General features: G+C 34.4%; 16 protein-coding genes and 1 pseudogene. 3 read left to right on the top strand and 14 right to left on the bottom strand.

Annotation, left to right across the window (positions count from 1 at the left end; all coding sequences use genetic code 11):
• Positions 1 to 14: 14 nt before the first annotated feature.
• From AB4865_RS01045 to AB4865_RS01035, 3 genes are read right to left on the bottom strand one after another with little or no spacing between them, the layout of a single operon-like run.
• Complete coding sequence (locus AB4865_RS01045; RefSeq protein ID WP_372473887.1) at positions 15 to 758, bottom strand: uroporphyrinogen-III synthase; 744 nt, start codon at positions 756 to 758, stop codon at positions 15 to 17.
• 16 nt (positions 759 to 774) lie between these two features.
• On the bottom strand, positions 775 to 1443 hold the full coding sequence (locus AB4865_RS01040; RefSeq protein WP_372473886.1) for a DUF4271 domain-containing protein: 669 nt from the start codon (positions 1441 to 1443) through the stop codon (positions 775 to 777).
• Positions 1444 to 1446: 3 nt separating this feature from the next.
• The gene (locus tag AB4865_RS01035; RefSeq protein ID WP_372473885.1) at positions 1447 to 2376 is read right to left on the bottom strand and encodes a DUF6427 family protein; all 930 of its coding nucleotides are present in this window, start codon (positions 2374 to 2376) and stop codon (positions 1447 to 1449) included.
• 98 nt (positions 2377 to 2474) lie between these two features.
• Here AB4865_RS01035 and AB4865_RS01030 point away from each other — a divergent pair, with 98 nt between their 5' ends.
• On the top strand, positions 2475 to 2708 hold the full coding sequence (locus tag AB4865_RS01030; protein ID WP_372473884.1) for a uracil phosphoribosyltransferase: 234 nt from the start codon (positions 2475 to 2477) through the stop codon (positions 2706 to 2708).
• A 181-nt stretch (positions 2709 to 2889) separates the two neighbouring features.
• Positions 2890 to 3294: a large-conductance mechanosensitive channel protein MscL gene (gene mscL / locus AB4865_RS01025; RefSeq protein WP_372473883.1), complete on the top strand. Its 405-nt coding sequence runs from the start codon at positions 2890 to 2892 to the stop codon at positions 3292 to 3294.
• Between the two features lie 168 nt (positions 3295 to 3462).
• Here mscL and AB4865_RS01020 read toward each other — a convergent pair whose 3' ends face one another.
• From AB4865_RS01020 to uvrC, 6 genes are all read right to left on the bottom strand, one after another.
• Positions 3463 to 4476: a T9SS type A sorting domain-containing protein gene (locus AB4865_RS01020; protein ID WP_372473882.1), complete on the bottom strand. Its 1014-nt coding sequence runs from the start codon at positions 4474 to 4476 to the stop codon at positions 3463 to 3465.
• 400 nt (positions 4477 to 4876) lie between these two features.
• On the bottom strand, positions 4877 to 5935 hold the full coding sequence (locus tag AB4865_RS01015) for an NAD(P)/FAD-dependent oxidoreductase (RefSeq protein WP_372473881.1): 1059 nt from the start codon (positions 5933 to 5935) through the stop codon (positions 4877 to 4879).
• Between the two features lie 315 nt (positions 5936 to 6250).
• Positions 6251 to 6400, bottom strand: coding sequence for a hypothetical protein (locus AB4865_RS01010; protein WP_372473880.1), 150 nt, complete (start codon positions 6398 to 6400; stop codon positions 6251 to 6253).
• Between the two features lie 189 nt (positions 6401 to 6589).
• A complete protein-coding gene (locus AB4865_RS01005; protein WP_372473879.1) occupies positions 6590 to 6826 on the bottom strand; it encodes a NifU family protein in 237 nt (78 codons plus the stop codon).
• Between the two features lie 27 nt (positions 6827 to 6853).
• The gene (locus AB4865_RS01000; RefSeq protein ID WP_372473878.1) at positions 6854 to 7981 is read right to left on the bottom strand and encodes a P-loop NTPase; all 1128 of its coding nucleotides are present in this window, start codon (positions 7979 to 7981) and stop codon (positions 6854 to 6856) included.
• A 79-nt stretch (positions 7982 to 8060) separates the two neighbouring features.
• Positions 8061 to 9860, bottom strand: a complete 1800-nt coding sequence (uvrC, locus tag AB4865_RS00995; RefSeq protein WP_372473877.1) for an excinuclease ABC subunit UvrC — start codon at positions 9858 to 9860, stop codon at positions 8061 to 8063.
• Positions 9861 to 10045: 185 nt separating this feature from the next.
• Between uvrC and AB4865_RS00990 the strand changes: the two genes are divergently transcribed.
• Complete coding sequence (locus AB4865_RS00990) at positions 10046 to 10372, top strand: T9SS type A sorting domain-containing protein (RefSeq protein WP_372473875.1); 327 nt, start codon at positions 10046 to 10048, stop codon at positions 10370 to 10372.
• Positions 10373 to 10474: 102 nt separating this feature from the next.
• Here the strand turns inward: AB4865_RS00990 and AB4865_RS00985 are convergent, their stop codons facing one another.
• The 5 genes and pseudogenes from AB4865_RS00985 to AB4865_RS00965 all read right to left on the bottom strand — a co-directional run bounded on the left by AB4865_RS00985 (position 10475) and on the right by AB4865_RS00965 (position 15684).
• Positions 10475 to 12121 carry a mucoidy inhibitor MuiA family protein gene (locus tag AB4865_RS00985; protein ID WP_372473873.1) on the bottom strand — a complete coding sequence of 549 codons (1647 nt, stop codon included), beginning with the start codon at positions 12119 to 12121 and terminating at the stop codon, positions 10475 to 10477.
• Positions 12122 to 12442: 321 nt separating this feature from the next.
• A complete protein-coding gene (locus AB4865_RS00980) occupies positions 12443 to 12826 on the bottom strand; it encodes a hypothetical protein (RefSeq protein WP_372473872.1) in 384 nt (127 codons plus the stop codon).
• A 98-nt stretch (positions 12827 to 12924) separates the two neighbouring features.
• Positions 12925 to 13182, bottom strand: coding sequence for a hypothetical protein (locus AB4865_RS00975; protein WP_372473871.1), 258 nt, complete (start codon positions 13180 to 13182; stop codon positions 12925 to 12927).
• 40 nt (positions 13183 to 13222) lie between these two features.
• Positions 13223 to 14586, bottom strand: a pseudogene (gene radA, locus AB4865_RS00970) (DNA repair protein RadA).
• 303 nt (positions 14587 to 14889) lie between these two features.
• The gene (locus tag AB4865_RS00965; RefSeq protein ID WP_372473870.1) at positions 14890 to 15684 is read right to left on the bottom strand and encodes a DUF4249 family protein; all 795 of its coding nucleotides are present in this window, start codon (positions 15682 to 15684) and stop codon (positions 14890 to 14892) included.
• Positions 15685 to 15783 lie beyond the last annotated feature (99 nt).

Genomic DNA, 15783 nt, shown 5'->3' with positions numbered 1-15783 from the left:
TGACCAATTATGTTTTATTTATTGGCTTGTTGAATGTATTTGTCTAGAGCCATTGTCATAGAAGGAGCTTCTGGAGCTGGAGCCATAATGTCGATTCTCAATCCGTTGTCTTCGGCTTCTTTTTTGGTAGTAGAGCCAAATACGGCGATGCGTGTATTTCCTTGTACGAAATCAGGGAAATTTTTGAAAAGCGAATTAATTCCCGTAGGACTAAAGAAACAAAGAATGTCGTATTTTACATCCCTCAAATCTGAAAGGTCGCTCATTGCTGTTCGGAAAAAAATGCCTTGACTCCAATTTACGCCCAAAGAATCGAGTGTTTGAGGCACATCATCATTGAGTTTGTCCGAAGCTGGAAGTAAAAACTTCTCGTCTTTAAACTTTTTGATATGCGGTGTCAAATCTGCAAATTCTTTAACTCCAAAATAAATTTTACGTTTGCGGTACACCACATATTTTTGCAAATAGTAAGCAATAGCCTCCGATTGACAAAAATATTTCATGGTTTCAGGTACTTTGTAACGCATTTCTTCTGCTAATCTAAAGTAGTGATCCACTGCATTTTTGCTCGTAAGGATGATGGCTGTATAGTTGTTTAAGTCTATTTTTTGCTGACGAACCTCTTTAGCCGGAACACCTTCTACATGTATAAAAGGTCTAAAATCTATTTTGACTTTGTGTTTTTGTTGAATTTCAAAATAGGGCGAATTTTCTACTTTGGGTTCTGGTTGTGACACCAAAATTGTTCTCACTTTCATTGTATTTCGACTACTTTTATATGCCCATATTTACATACCATTTATAGAGAATAAAATACGGTGCTATTTCAAAGGTGCAAAGGTACAAAATAAAATAATACAAATAACCACCGATTTGTTTTTGATAGGTTTTAATTATATATGCATACAATCCTATGTTTATCAATAGCATAAGAGCTATGATTGAATACAAAACACGTTCGTCTATCGTTTGATTGTAAAAAAGTATCATGGCAAAAGGCAAAAGTATCATACTCAAATAGTTTCGATAGCTCACTTTTACCAGGTTGAATTGCTCGATAAAATGTTCTAATTCAAAACACACTGCAACCATTTTCTCTATTAAATATTTTGACAAAACGATAAAAATGATTGCGTTGAGCATTTGTAAATATTGCATAAAATCTTGCATGCCATATCCTATGTACGAACTCCACAAAGTATGCAATAAAAATGAAATGGTTACAAACTGAACAAAAGTCATTGAGATTGTAAACCATGTTTTTAGCTCTGACGATTCTCTATAGAGCATGATGTATTTGTTGGAATACAACAATTTTGAAAATTCGTCAAATTGTACAGCAAAAACTCTTCGATTGTAAGCGATGATACCAATTGCTGTAATAAAAATCAGCAATGCCCAGTCGTTTTGTATATAATTTCTTGTGATAAAATTCAATTCCATAAATTATAGATTTAATAGGAAAAATATAGTCCCAATTGCCAATGTTGCCCACAATACTACTTCTTTCATCCATTTGGTTTGTAGGTATAAAACCAAATTTCCAGCGGCGATAGAAAGGGGGAAAAAGGTGTATGACAAAGAGGCGTTTACCTTTGGAGATTGCACGATGTACACCAATACTCCAATGATAAAACAAAACAATAATTTCTTGTAATGAGAGGTCAGGTGCATAGGCAAATCTTTCAATATTCGCACTTGATTGATAAAAAATAAACAACTCGCCGATGCAAAGATAGACAATGCCAATCGTTGGTAGTCGTTTTCAAAATATTGAAAATTGAAAGAAGTCATGAATTTATCTTCAAAAAACGACAAAAACGAACCGTTTTCTATCAAAAAAAAGGAATAAATGAGTACGCAACTCACACCAACCGACACAAAAGGGATAAGCCAATTGCGATAATCAGACGAACCGTATTGTAATATGCTAAAATAAATTAGTAAAAAATACAGTATAGCCCAAGGGTCAAAAAGTGAGGCACAGACAAAAAACATTCCCGCATCAAAGATTTTTTGTTTGATATTTTCCAATGAAAACATAGCAAAAAGACGATTGACTCCGAGCAATACGAAAAAATTACTCATGATGATGTTGCTGTTTTCGAGATAACTCGGAAATAGTAATATAAAACACGAATAAAAGAAAAAGGAGTATAAACTATTGGAATTTAGTTGGTTTTTTATGGATGTAAACTGAACCAAAAGTACAGTGGCAACCATAGTAATAAATAAAAGAGATTTGGTAACAATCTCCGAAGGGTTTTGCAACCAGCCGCTATCAGCAAAAAGAAAAATGGAGTAGGCAACCAGCAATCCAACGCTAATTACAACATATCCAATAGGGCGACTCTTAGAAAATAGCTCTTTCAACATAATATTTAACAAGGAAACACTTGGCGTGTTGATTTTTTTATTATTTTTGCTTCAAATTTACTACTAATAAAGTTAAAAATACTAAATAAAAAAATATTATGTGGAAATCGTTCTTTAAAGGAATCGAATTTTTATTCGTAGATGTATTGATGAAGCCAATGGATTGGTTGGCAAGTTTAGAGTTGAGCAATTGGTGGGTTGCCAATTTGTTGAACTGGATTTTTATCTTGATCAGTTGTGCAGCATTTTACTATTGGATGAAACAATTGAAAATTTTTGCTGACAAAAATGATGATAATCAAGATACTACAGCACATTCATTTTTGAAATAAGAAATAGTTAAAACACTCTGAGGCTTCAGAGTGTTTTTTTTGTTTTTACAAAATCGTAGTATAAAAAATCTATTTTTCTTTGAATGAATGGTGAGTTATAGAAATTATTTTTTTTAAAAAAACTAAAAAAAAAAATTGTTCATTAACAAAAAACACTATTTTTGCGAAAAAAATTTTTGTTATGAGTTTTATTAAAGAATTTAAAGAGTTCGCAATGCGTGGTAGCGTTGTAGATTTGGCTGTCGGTGTAGTTATCGGGGGTGCATTTGGTAAAATTGTTACATCTTTGGTAGATGATATCATCATGCCTCCAATTGGTTACATCACAGATGGTGTAGATTTTACAGAATTGAAGTATGTATTGACTGAAGCTAATGAAGCAGAAGGAGTTGCTGAAGTAGCAATTAAATACGGAAGCTTTATCAATGTGATTATTCAATTTATCATCATCGCATTCTGTATCTTTTTGGTAGTAAAAGTATTGAATAGTTTGAAAAAACAAGAACAACCTGTAGTAGAAGAAAAACCTGCGGGGCCTACACAAGAAGAGTTATTGGCGGAGATTAGAGATTTATTAAAAAAATAATATTTTAAGAAAAATAAAAAGAGGCTTGCAAAAAAATGTAAGCCTCTTTTTATTAGCTTGTTTGTAAAAAAAAGGAGACTGTATATTTTTCAAACAGTCTCCTTTTTGTAGTTTTGATGTGCTGTGATACACAATTCTAAAGATACTAAATTCTTATTTTACAAGGTTTTACTCTTTTATTATTTTTGTAGCACTATTGTCTATGGTTAGGAAATAAATACCTTTAGGAAGAAAGTTTATTTCTATTTTGTTTTCTCCTTTCAAGAGTATTTTTTCCAACAGAAGTTTTCCTTCGGTAGAATATAATTTTGCTTTGTGTGTAGATTTTGTGGTGATATTTAAAACTTCTTTTGTAGGGTTAGGAAATACCTTTACAGAAAGAGCTTCTATAGATTTTACAGAAAGAGGACAAGTGTTTTGAAAATTTGCATGAGGATCTTTTATCCATTTAGAAGTGTTGTAAAGATACCCTTCTGTAGCATTGTCTACTTCAATACATTCCAAATTTGGATTTAGATTTAGCTTGGCATATACCATGTTTGCATTGTTTTGGTTTTTTATATTCAAGATGTTGAGCTCTTGGTTTTTCGAGCATTGTAGGTATTTTACTTGAGGATTTTGGCTTAGATCCAAAGCAGAAAGCTTGTTTTTCTCACAAAAAATTTTTTCCAAAAGAGGATTTTGGTTTAGTGATAAAGAAATGAGCTCGTTGTAATTTGCGTGTAGTTCTTTTAAATTAGGAGCACCCGATACATTCAGATTTACTAATTTATTGTCTGAACATATCAAAACTTCCAAGCTACTATTGGTAGGAAGTATAAGAGAGTTGATCAAATTTTCAGAACAATCCAATTTTTTTAATTGCGGGAGTGCTGATAAATCTATTGTTGTGATTTCATTTTCTGCACAATTAAAATCTGTTATACTTGTAAAGGCTTCTATTCCTTCAATAGTTACGATGTTAGCGTCAGAAACATCAATAGCTTCGGTATAGCTTTGTGCTTCTGTAAGTTGTATTTGTCCGTCTTCGTTTGTGTCTACTGCGGGCGTGAGATTCAATAAGGCGTTTTTGAAATTATTATCTGGAATGTTTACCGTGTTTTGTGCGTAAACAAGTCCCGATGATGTGCATAAAACTAGAGAAGCTAAAACAGCTTTTTTGAAAAGTACTTTTTTTGTCATGTTGAAAAATTAAATTATTATCTTGTTTTTGTTATTTAAAGTAAATGCATGCAAATATACTAATAGAATTAGAACAATCATACTTTTTTTTTAGATTTGTAAAAAAAAAAATAATGTGGATTCTAAAAAAATTAGAAAAATATTTTTTGCAGTCAAGAGAAATAAAAGAAAATATAGGGTAGAGAGTTTTTTATGATTGCTTTTTTTGTGTGGCTATGCAATGATAATAGAAGAGATAAAGAATGTTTTTTAGAAAAAAGCGTACTGTTTTTATTGTTTTTTTTGTCTTTTTGCAAGTATGAAAAGGGTGTGTTTCAAAGGTTCAAATCGGTTTCTGGTTAGAATTTAAAAAAAGCAAACCACCCTCTTTAAGGGTGGTTTGTTTTTTGAGTTAGAATTATTATTCAATTGATTTTACCACAGCTTTTTCAGCCTCTTTTCTTGTACCGTCAAAGCCATCTACACCTGAAACGGTTGTGTATTTCAACACATATTTTTTACCAGGATTCAAATGATTGTACACCGACTGACACATCAAGGTAGCTTCGTGGAATCCGCACAAAATCAACTTTAATTTACCTGGGTAGGTGTTGATGTCTCCAATGGCGTAAATTCCCTCGATATTGGTTTGATAGTCCAACGCATTATTTACTTTGATGGCGTTTTTCTCGATTTCCAAGCCCCAGTTGGCAATAGGTCCTAGTTTTGGTGTCAATCCAAACAGTGGAATGAAATAATCGGCTTCTATACATTTTGTAGCCTGTGTTTCTGGAAACGAAACCGTCAAAGCTTCTACTTTCTCATCTCCGTGTATTTCGGTAATTTCGGCAGGAGTAATCAAGTTGATTTTTCCTTCTTGTTTTAGTTTTTGTACTTTTTCTACAGAATCTAAAGCACCTCTAAATTCGTTTCTACGGTGAACTAAAGTTACAGATTTGGCTACATCGGTCAAAAAGATACTCCAATCCAATGCCGAGTCTCCACCTCCTGCAATTACCACATTTTTATCGCGGAATTGTTCTGGATTTTTTACGAAATATTCCACTCCTTTGTCTTCGTAAAACGCCAATCCGTCGATTACAGGTTTGCGTGGTTCAAAACTTCCTAATCCACCTGCGATAGCTACCGCTTTTGCGTGGTGTTGCGTACCCTTGTTAGTGGTAACGATAAACGAGCCATCTTCTTGTTTTTCGATGGTTTCAGCAATCTCGTTGAGTGTAAACCCAGGTTCAAATTGTTTGATTTGCTCCATGAGGTTATCAATCAATTCGGCAGCTCCCACAGAAGGATAGCCTGGAATGTCGAAAATAGGTTTTTTAGGGTAAAGTTCGGTCAATTGTCCTCCTGGTTGAGGTAATCCGTCAATTAAATGACATTTTAGTTTGAGCAATCCTGCTTCGAATACCGCAAACAGTCCCGTAGGGCCAGCACCGATAATAAGTATGTCTGTTTGTATCATAATGTGTTTTTATTTGCCACGAATTTTACAAATTTTCATAAATAAGTGGTTTGTGATATAAATGTTTTTTTTTAGCCACAAATTACACGAATTGTCATGAATTTGTAGTTTGTGATTAGAATGTGTTTTTGTTTGTGTTGAAATCTTTGTAGAATAATTATTTTACCACATAGACACATAGTTTTTTTTTACAACTGAGAACCTGAGTTTTTTAGGTGTCAGAGACGCTTCGCTTTTAGAGAAAACTAGTCTGTGCGAGTATAAATCTATGTAGTAGATAAATCACTAAAACATATTTATTGATGTAAATAATATTTAAAGCAATAATTTGATTTCCCTTTTTAATTCTTTCCAAGAAACATTGTTTTGATTATCGTTTTTAATCAAATCATTTTCCAATGAAGCTAAATCTTCATCAAATATTGATTTGTGCCATTCAGGTATAGAAGGCTCTTTTTTCTTCAAAACGATTTACAACATTTTCAAAAATGTTTGATTGTTTAGGGTTTGTTTTTATTGTTTTCATAGTTTATGAAATTTCTCCAAAGATAAACTTTTTTAGTCAAATAATCAATTTTTAAAGATTCAAAATAATTGAAAAAATAAACCTACCAGTTTAACGAATAATCTGATAGGTTTTTAATGTTGTATAAATTAGATAGCGATTACCGTTTCGATTTCTGGAGCGTGTTTTTTTACGGTAGTTTCAACACCTGCTTTTAGAGTCATTTGGTTGATGCTGCAAGTATGGCAAGACCCCTTCAATTGTACTTTTACGATTTTGTCGTCTTCAATTTCGATTAATGTAATATCTCCACCGTCTGCTTGCAAGAATGGACGGATTTCTTCTAATGCCTTTTCAACATTTTGTCTGATAGTTTCTGAACTCATTTTCTTTTATTTTAAGTATTAATTTTTTTATTTCTTTGGTGAACATCCCGCCATCGTAGTGATTTTTACTACTTCCGTTGGTGGCAAACTTTCGTTTCTCTTTACCACTTGCTCGACTGTGTTTCTTGCAATATTGATAAACGCTTCTGCAACGGCTGTGTTTTCTTGTAATGCCGCTGGTCGTCCGTAATCTCCTGCTTCTCTAATGCTTTGTACGATTGGCACTTCTCCCAATAAGGGCACTTGCAAATCTTCTGCAAGGTTTTTCGCACCACCCTCGCCAAAGATATAATATTTGTTGTTTGGCAATTCGGCTGGGGTAAAATACGCCATGTTTTCGATAATTCCCAATACAGGTACATTGATCGATTCTGAAGTGTACATTGCCACTCCTTTTTTTGCATCTGCCAAGGCTACGGCTTGTGGTGTACTCACGACTACCGCTCCTGTGATTGGCAATGATTGCACCAACGAAAGGTGAATGTCTCCTGTTCCTGGTGGTAAGTCTAACAATAAAAAGTCTAATTCGCCCCAATCTGCATCAAAAATCATCTGATTTAATGCTTTGGCTGCCATGGGGCCTCTCCAAATGATTGCTTGGTCTGGCGAGGTAAAAAATCCGATAGAAAGCAATTCTACTCCGTAACTCGTAATCGGTTTCATTTTCGATTTCCCATCCACTGTTACAGAAATTGGTTTTGAACGCTCTACATCAAACATGATTGGTATAGATGGCCCGTAAATATCAGCGTCTAAAACTCCTACACGGAAGCCCATATTTGCCAAAGTTACTGCCAAGTTTGCCGTTACTGTAGATTTTCCAACGCCACCTTTACCCGAAGAAACCGCAATAATATTGCGAATGCCAGGGATGGCTTTTCCTTTGATTTCTTGAGGTTTTTCAGGAGTTTCTACTTTTACATTTACCTTTACTTTGGCTTTTTCGTATATTTTTTCGTGGATTACTTTCATAATATCCACTTCGGCTCTTTTTCTAATGTGTAAAGCTGGATTTTGCAATACAACGTCCACAACTACCTCATCTCCAAAGGTCAAAACATTTTGTACTACACCGCTTTCCACCATATTTTTGCCTTCTCCAGCTACCGAAATAGTTTCCAAGGCTGCCAATATTTCTTTGCGTTCTAATTTCATTGTGTTTGATTTCTATTGTTGAGAAATTTTCAATGCAAATTTACATTAAATTATCGGATTATACACCAATGCAAAAAAATTAAGATTTCTTTTCTATAGTTTGAAAATAATCTACGACCAATTTTGCTTTTGCTTTACCGATTACTTTTTCTATTTCTTCTAATGGTGTTTCTTTCAATCGTTTGATCGATTTGAATTCTCTCATCAATTTTTCCATTGTTTTATCGCCAATTCCAGAGATTTTAGTCAGAGTAGGAGCAATGGCGTTTTTGCTTCGTTGGTTTCTGTGAAAGGTAATTCCAAATCGATGGGCTTCGTTTCTCAGATGTTGAATCGTCTTAAGCGTTTCTGATTTTTTGTCGAGATACATCGGGTAGCTGTCGCCAGGGTAGAAAATTTCTTCTAATCTTTTCGCAATTCCTATGATAGCGATTTTTCCTCTCAAGCCCAATTTTTCCAAGCTATTGAGTGCTGAACCCAATTGTCCTTTTCCACCGTCGATGACTATTAAATCGGGTAAGGGAAGGTTTTCTTCCAATAAATGTGAATATCTACGATACACGACTTCTTCCATCGAAGCAAAATCATTAGGCCCTTCGACAGTTTTTATTTTGAAATGTCGATAGTCTTTCTTGCTTGGCTTTCCGTCTTTAAATACAACACATGCTGACACGGGATTGGTACCTTGAATGTTAGAGTTGTCAAAACATTCGATGTGTCGGGGTTCTTTTGAAAGTCGTAAATCCGATTTCATTTGTTGCATCAAACGATTGGTATGACGTTCTGGGTCAAGGATTTTTATTTGTTTTAGTTGGTCGAGCTTGAAATAGGTTGCGTTTTTCAATGACAAATCTAAAAGTTGTTTTTTCTCACCCAATTTAGGCACAATCGTTTTTATTTCTCCTAAATCTAATGGAAAAGGCACAATGATTTCTCTCGAAAGTATTTGAAAGCGATTTCTCAATTCTACGATTGCCAATTGCAATAATTCTTCGTCTGTTTCGTCCAAAACTTTTTTGAGTTCGAGTGTGTGCGAACGCATAATAGCTCCGTTTTTTATTTGTAGCATATTTACATACGCACGTTCGTGGTCGGATAAGATGCTATAGACTTCGGTATTTGAAATCGTAGGACTAACAATGGTAGATTTGGCTTGGTACTTCTCAAGCAGTTCGATTTTTTCTTTTACTTGCTGAGCTTCTTCAAATTTCAATTCCGAGACCAAACCATTCATTTGTTCTTTATACTCTTTTACAATGGCTTTCAAATCTCCTTTTAAAAGCGTTCGAACCATTTGAATTTTTTTATTGTACTCAGACTCAGATTCATATTCTTCACAAGGTCCTGCACAATTGCCAATGTGGTATTCGAGACAAACACGATAATTCTTTGTTTTTATAGCCGTCTGCGATAAATCCAAGCGACAATTTCTCAACGGATACAAACTTTGTATCAATTGCATTAAAATATCTAATACACGTTTGTTGGTATAAGGTCCAAAATATTCTGAACCGTCTTTTACTACCAATCGCGTAGTGAAAACACGAGGAAAGACCTCTTTTTTGATACAAATCCATGGATAAGTTTTATCGTCTTTGAGCAAGACGTTGTATCGAGGTTGATGCGTTTTGATTAAACTGTTTTCAAGTAGCAAGGCGTCGGTTTCGGTTTCTACTACGATGTGCTTGATATAGGCGATGTTTTTTACCAATACATTGATACGAGCGGTGTTATGCACACGATTGAAATAGCTACTGACACGTTTTTTAATATTTTTCGCTTTTCCGATGTACAAAATTTTGTCGTTTTTGTCATAGTATTGATAGACACCAGGATTGTCTGGCAGAGATTTTATTTGTATGTCAAGATGATTTGTCACTATAGTCTGATCAAATGGTTTTCAAAGTAAAGATACATAAATCCATTGGTACAAAGTGGAATTTGTTTTCATAAAAAAAATTAAATTTCATAAAAATCATTATTAATTTTTAAAAAAATAATTTTTTAGGTATTGGATTTGATATTTTTTCAATAAATTTACAAATCCATAAAAAGAGAGAGTCTATGAAAATAAAAATACTATATAGTTTGTTTTTCTTTCCATTTATAATTTTTGGGGGAAATGCTCAAGAGAAAAAAATGGGACAGGATTTGAATGATCAAATTTCGATTTATCCAAATCCCACGACTACTCAAAAAATTACTATTCAAACAGAATCAAATACATTGAAGGAAGTAGAAATCTTTGATATGTTAGGAAAAAAAGTATTGAATGCAAGTTTTTTGTCTAGAGAGAAAGAATTGTATTTAAATTCTTTTCAAGCGGGAGTTTATATTGTGAAAATTAAGGATGAAAATGGTAGTGCTACCAGAAAACTTATCGTAAAGTAATTAGATTTTTTTAAACATGATTATTTAATTTAGAAAGACTACTCTTTTAGAGTAGTTTTTTTATGAAAAACAAAAGCTGTCCGAAAAGGACAGCTTTCTTTTTTATATATTGATTTGTTTGTCTTTTGCGTATTTCAACTGATAACTCATACGAACTTTTTTGGTTTCGTTTGGTTTTACTTTCAAATTCCAAGTGAGTTTTCCTGTTTCGGTGTTTACAGTTGCACCGTCTTTGTCGTTTAGGATTATTTCGATGTCTTTGTCCGAACTCAATGGATATTGGTCTTGAATTTCGATGTCGATATTCGATTTTTTGTTGTTTCTCACACTGATTTCATACACAAAATCTTGTTGTTTGCGTGATGAAAGCATTTTTGTACCCGATTTGTCGTTTACTTTTTTGCGAGATATCATGATGTTGTTGTCTTTTCCAAGACTCAAGGTTAGTCCTTCCTCTTCCGAAGTAGGGTTGATGTAAGTCTTTCCTACATAAGCGTTTTCAAAAATCACGGTAGCCTCGCCCGAAAGTAAATCGTATTTTGCATAATCCTTTACTTTGGCAACCAAATACACCGAGCTATCGTATTTAGGAATCGAAATGTATTGATATTCCGCAGGTATGTTTTGGTTTTTCAAAGAAACACTGTGTGCTTTGTTGTTGGACAAAATTGTGTAAGGAATATCGATGTTGTAAGTTAGGTTGAGTTGGCTTTCGTCTGTTGCTACGAAATCGTCGATGGTAGTAGAACCTAAACTTTCTTCATAATCGTCAGCATACGCAGGTTCCACTGCTTTATAACTCGCCGTTTCTACATAAGATGTATTTGCAGATTTTGCTAATGTTCTATACGAATCGATAACTATTCCTTCTGTATATGGTTGATTATACGAAACAAACCACGGATGCAATTGCGGAGCATAAGTATTTTGATTGGCTGCACCGCTGGTCAGTGATAGGTTTACATTTTTCCAATCCAATCCTGTAGATTGTTGTACCTGAGCTTTGTACACCGCCTGGATAGGGCTGTTGATTTGGTCGATACGCAATTCGTACGATGGTTGCCAACGAGCTTGTGTCGTCAAATACGAAATATTTATTGGAATATTACCCGCTTGGTTGCTCATCACATTGAGGATAAGTTTTCCTTGTGAAATTTTTTCCGAAGTGGTATTGCTAAAAGACAATTTTCCTTTCAACGATTTGATTTCTTCTTTCAAAGCCACTTCTTTTCTTTCCAATGCATGAATGTTGTTGCTCAATTCAGAGCGTTTGGTTTTGTAATATTCTAATAATTTACTCAATTCTGCCACCGAAAAGTTTTGAGCCTGACTCATCGATTGGTTTTTGTCGAGCAATTCAACCGATTTTCTTTCGGCAGTCAATTGATTTTGAAGGGATTTTAATTCTTTTTCTTTGCTTTCCAAAGCCTCTTTTACTGGTTTTACCAAAGGCGAATCGCTGTTGTTGTCGTATTCTTCTACATACGAATTGGAATACTGTACCGACATTACCGTAACATGCTTAGGTACACTGATTTGCACCGTGCTTTCGTTGAGGTAATTTGCCACATTGGTAATTACGATTTCCGAAGTTCCTGCTTGGATTTGAGCCGAAGCCTTGTGTTTGAGTTCGGCACCGTTGGTATATACACGAGCCGATTCTATTTTTGCCTGAGTAAATACAGGTTTTTGAGCGTTTGCAGAGATTGCACATACAATCGCTGCCACTGAAATAAGGTTTTTTGTCATAATTTTTTTTTTAATGGTTTAACTAAAATATTAGTTGGACATTTTTTTTCCTCATAGTTGCGTAGTTTTTTACCACGGAATGTACAGAGAGGCTCCGTTTATTCCCATTCCTCATAGGAAGGTATAGGGCGGAGTAGGTTAAATAAACCACATAGGACACAATAGAAACATAGAAATAGTTTTATCAAAATAATTAGACGCTCCGCTTTTTAGAGAAAACATAGATTGCTGTGAGTACAAAAACCTATGTGTTTTTGATTTTTTGTGTATTTCAAACTACTGTCCCAGTATGCAGATAAGCACCTCAATACAAATTTGATTTTATTTATTTTGGTTGCGAAAAGTTGATTTTATATCCGTTTGATAATCTTCGTCGGACGAATAGGCTTTTTTCATAATCCAACGAGTTTGATGTCTGTCTTCGCTAAGTTTTACCACATAGGTTTGGTGCAATTCCCAACCGTAATACGCCATATAATTGACCGCATCAATCACAGAATTGAAAGATTTGGTTTTGCCTTTTTCGTTTTGAATTTTATCGTAAGTCCAATAAGAAATCTCCTGTCCATAATTGATAGAAACGCTAACTTTTGGTTCTAAAAGTCGTTCAATAGCTATAATTTCAGCATAGACATATCGTTTGTTTTCTTGAGCGTAAATGCAAGAGCTAAAAAGAATTATCGCTAAAAGAAACAATTTTTTCATAAGTAGTTTTTTTCAAATATAAAAAAAAATGCGAGATTATTGAAAAATCTCACGGTTTTTACTTATCTATAAATTGCCAATAGGCTTTGTTCGAGAAGTTAATCTTCATTGATGATATATACACTTCCTTTTCCTTGTCCTATCATTGTAAGGTTTTTTTCGCTTCGCATATATTGTAAATCTTTCTTTAAAGTGCTTAAAGAAATATCTGGAAAAAACTTGGCTAAATCACTTATTTTAATCGGTTGATTTTTAGAAATAAAACTTTTTATCAATTCTTGTTGTTCATTTAGATAACCGCCTTTTGAACTGAATACCTTGTATTTTTGTTCTAATTTTTCTCTTTTTGTTTTCATAGAATGTTTGTTATTAACTTTTAAGTAGTAAAAACACACCCTACCCAAACACCTCCGATACGATTTCTTCTATTCGTGATACCAAAATGATTTTGATTCCTTTGGATTGGTAGGAAATCTTGTTGTATTTGGAAACATAGATGGTCGAAAAGCCTAATTTTTCAGCTTCTTGTATGCGTTGATCTACTCGGTTTACAGGTCGTATTTCTCCCGACAACCCTACTTCTCCTGCAAAACAAAAATCTTTGGGTACTGCTATGTCTTCATTTGATGACAAAATAGCAATGACTACCGCCAAATCTATGGCAGGGTCATCAACCGAAATTCCTCCTGTGATGTTGAGAAATACATCTTTCATACCCAAACGGAAACCTGCTCGTTTTTCCAAAACAGCCAAAATCATATTCAAGCGTTTGAGGTAGTAACCCGTGGCACTTCGCTGAGGTGTACCATAGACTGCGGTACTTACCAAGGCCTGTATTTCTACCATCAGCGGTCGCATACCTTCCAAAGTCGAGGCAATGGCGGTTCCAGAAAGTTCTTCTTCTCTATGCGAAAGCAAGATTTCCGATGGATTGGAAACTTCTCGTAATCCCGCTCCCATCATTTCGTAAATTCCCAATTCGGCAGTCGAACCAAAACGGTTTTTCAACGCTCGTAATATGCGATATACATGGTTTCTGTCGCCTTCGAATTGCAACACTGTATCGACCATATGTTCCAAAATCTTTAACCTGCAATGTGTCCGTCTTTGGTAATATGACCAATCAATATCACAGGGGTTGAGGTTTCTTTGGCAAATTTTATCAATTCGGCTGTGGTTTCTTTGATTTGCGAAATACTCCCCGCCGAGGCTTCGATATAATCGGTATGCAAAGTCTGAATCGAGTCGATGATGACCACATCGGGTTCGATGGCTTCGATTTGTCTAAAGATATTCTGTGTATTGGTTTCTGTGAGTATGTAACACGAATTGTTGTTGGGGGCGATACGTTCGGCACGTATTTTTATCTGCTTTTGACTTTCCTCTCCCGATACGTACAATACTTTGTAAGGCAATTTCAGTGAAAGTTGCAACAACAGCGTACTTTTTCCAATGCCAGGTTCGCCGCCCAAAAGTATCATAGAACCCGGTACGATACCACCACCCAACACACGATTGAGTTCGTGGTCGAGGGTATTGAGACGGATTTCTTGTGTGCTGTCTATTTCGTTGATTAAAAGAGGTTTTGATGCTCGTTTTGTGCCGGACGAACTCTTGGTTTGCCAGGCTACTTTTTCTTCTTTTTGTACAACTTCTTCTACAATGGTATTCCACTGTTTACAAGAGTAGCACTGTCCTTGCCATTTGGGAAATTGCGTTCCACATGAGGAACAAAAAAATGCGGTTTTTATTTTTGCCATAGTTGGTGGTTAGTGAATGGTGAATGATGTGAGGATTTATAACGCAGTGTACCTTTAAAAAGGTAAGTTTCTCACGCAGATTTTACAGATTTTTTGAAATAAAAAACAACAATTAAAAATGATTAAACCTGCGGTTTAAAGCAGATTACCACAGATTTTGTTTTTTTGATTTATCAAAAAAATATCTGCGTAAAATCATTGAATTTTAAAATTATAAAAATATTTTCAAATCAGCGTGTAATAAAACCAAAATTTAAAAGTCGAGATAATCTCAATGAATAAATAAAACAATTCAAAATAATATTACAGCCTATCCGAAATACGAAAATCCTCTATTTTTCTTTTTGCTATATGAAAATATCCCAAAGGGGCTTCTGTGGTAGGATTTAAAGCCCTGATATTTCCATTGATGCGACCAATTGGCGATGCAAACGGATTGCCTAAATTGGCACTGCTTTGAAATAATTTATTCAAATAGTCGTAATAATTTTTTGAAATCTTTGTTGCGGCAAATTTTACCCAAGTATCGGTGTCTTCTGGAGCAATAAAAAAATATTTGTTCATCATTTGTCCATTGCTGAATTGGTCATCTACCACCGAATAATCAAAATTGAGTTCGTGAAAATAATAATCCTCGGTAACGACATCATCTTGATAAGAAAATTTGATTTCATAATCTTCTTCCATAATTCCTTGATTGGGCGTAATGGTAACTTGAATATTATCTTCCAAAGTCCAATATTGTGAAGTAGCCGTATAGGTTTCGCCATTTACCGTAACCGACAGTTGATAATTTTTTCCCATCGTTGGAGTAAATGTGTCATGGGTGTATTTTCCATGACCTTGGTATGGAAAATCATAGGTTTCGCTTCCATCTTCTGATGAAATCACCACAGTTGCCGTATTGATAAATTCGTACGAATTGCTGTAAAACGGAGCGGAATAATAAAGTTTTACCGCATTGTGATTTTCTTCACCAACAAAAATATTGGCATCGATTACGAGTTTCTTTTCATAATCTTTCAAATCTAAATCCACTACTTCCTCACAAGAAGAACATAGTGATACTAATCCTAAAAAGGGTATGATTTTTTTCATGTTTTTTTATATGAATAGGTTTTACGATGATTTTTTTAGTCTATACTAAAATCTTTGTGAAACAATTCGTATATTTTGCCTCACGCAGATTTTTTTTCG

Source organism: Capnocytophaga sp. ARDL2, assembly GCF_041530365.1.
GTDB lineage: Bacteria > Bacteroidota > Bacteroidia > Flavobacteriales > Flavobacteriaceae > Flavobacterium.
Note: the sequence above shows the minus strand (reverse complement) of the source record. Positions and strands in the feature narration are given on the sequence as shown.

Coding starts and splice junctions, on each gene's coding strand:
- AB4865_RS01045 (WP_372473887.1), bottom strand. CDS start 758: ATGAAAGTGAGAACAATTTTGGTGTCACAACCAGAACCCAAAGTAGAA.
- AB4865_RS01040 (WP_372473886.1), bottom strand. CDS start 1,443: ATGGAATTGAATTTTATCACAAGAAATTATATACAAAACGACTGGGCA.
- AB4865_RS01035 (WP_372473885.1), bottom strand. CDS start 2,376: ATGTTGAAAGAGCTATTTTCTAAGAGTCGCCCTATTGGATATGTTGTA.
- AB4865_RS01030 (WP_372473884.1), top strand. CDS start 2,475: ATGTGGAAATCGTTCTTTAAAGGAATCGAATTTTTATTCGTAGATGTA.
- mscL (WP_372473883.1), top strand. CDS start 2,890: ATGAGTTTTATTAAAGAATTTAAAGAGTTCGCAATGCGTGGTAGCGTT.
- AB4865_RS01020 (WP_372473882.1), bottom strand. CDS start 4,476: ATGACAAAAAAAGTACTTTTCAAAAAAGCTGTTTTAGCTTCTCTAGTT.
- AB4865_RS01015 (WP_372473881.1), bottom strand. CDS start 5,935: ATGATACAAACAGACATACTTATTATCGGTGCTGGCCCTACGGGACTG.
- AB4865_RS01005 (WP_372473879.1), bottom strand. CDS start 6,826: ATGAGTTCAGAAACTATCAGACAAAATGTTGAAAAGGCATTAGAAGAA.
- AB4865_RS01000 (WP_372473878.1), bottom strand. CDS start 7,981: ATGAAATTAGAACGCAAAGAAATATTGGCAGCCTTGGAAACTATTTCG.
- AB4865_RS00990 (WP_372473875.1), top strand. CDS start 10,046: ATGAAAATAAAAATACTATATAGTTTGTTTTTCTTTCCATTTATAATT.
- AB4865_RS00985 (WP_372473873.1), bottom strand. CDS start 12,121: ATGACAAAAAACCTTATTTCAGTGGCAGCGATTGTATGTGCAATCTCT.
- AB4865_RS00980 (WP_372473872.1), bottom strand. CDS start 12,826: ATGAAAAAATTGTTTCTTTTAGCGATAATTCTTTTTAGCTCTTGCATT.
- AB4865_RS00975 (WP_372473871.1), bottom strand. CDS start 13,182: ATGAAAACAAAAAGAGAAAAATTAGAACAAAAATACAAGGTATTCAGT.
- AB4865_RS00965 (WP_372473870.1), bottom strand. CDS start 15,684: ATGAAAAAAATCATACCCTTTTTAGGATTAGTATCACTATGTTCTTCT.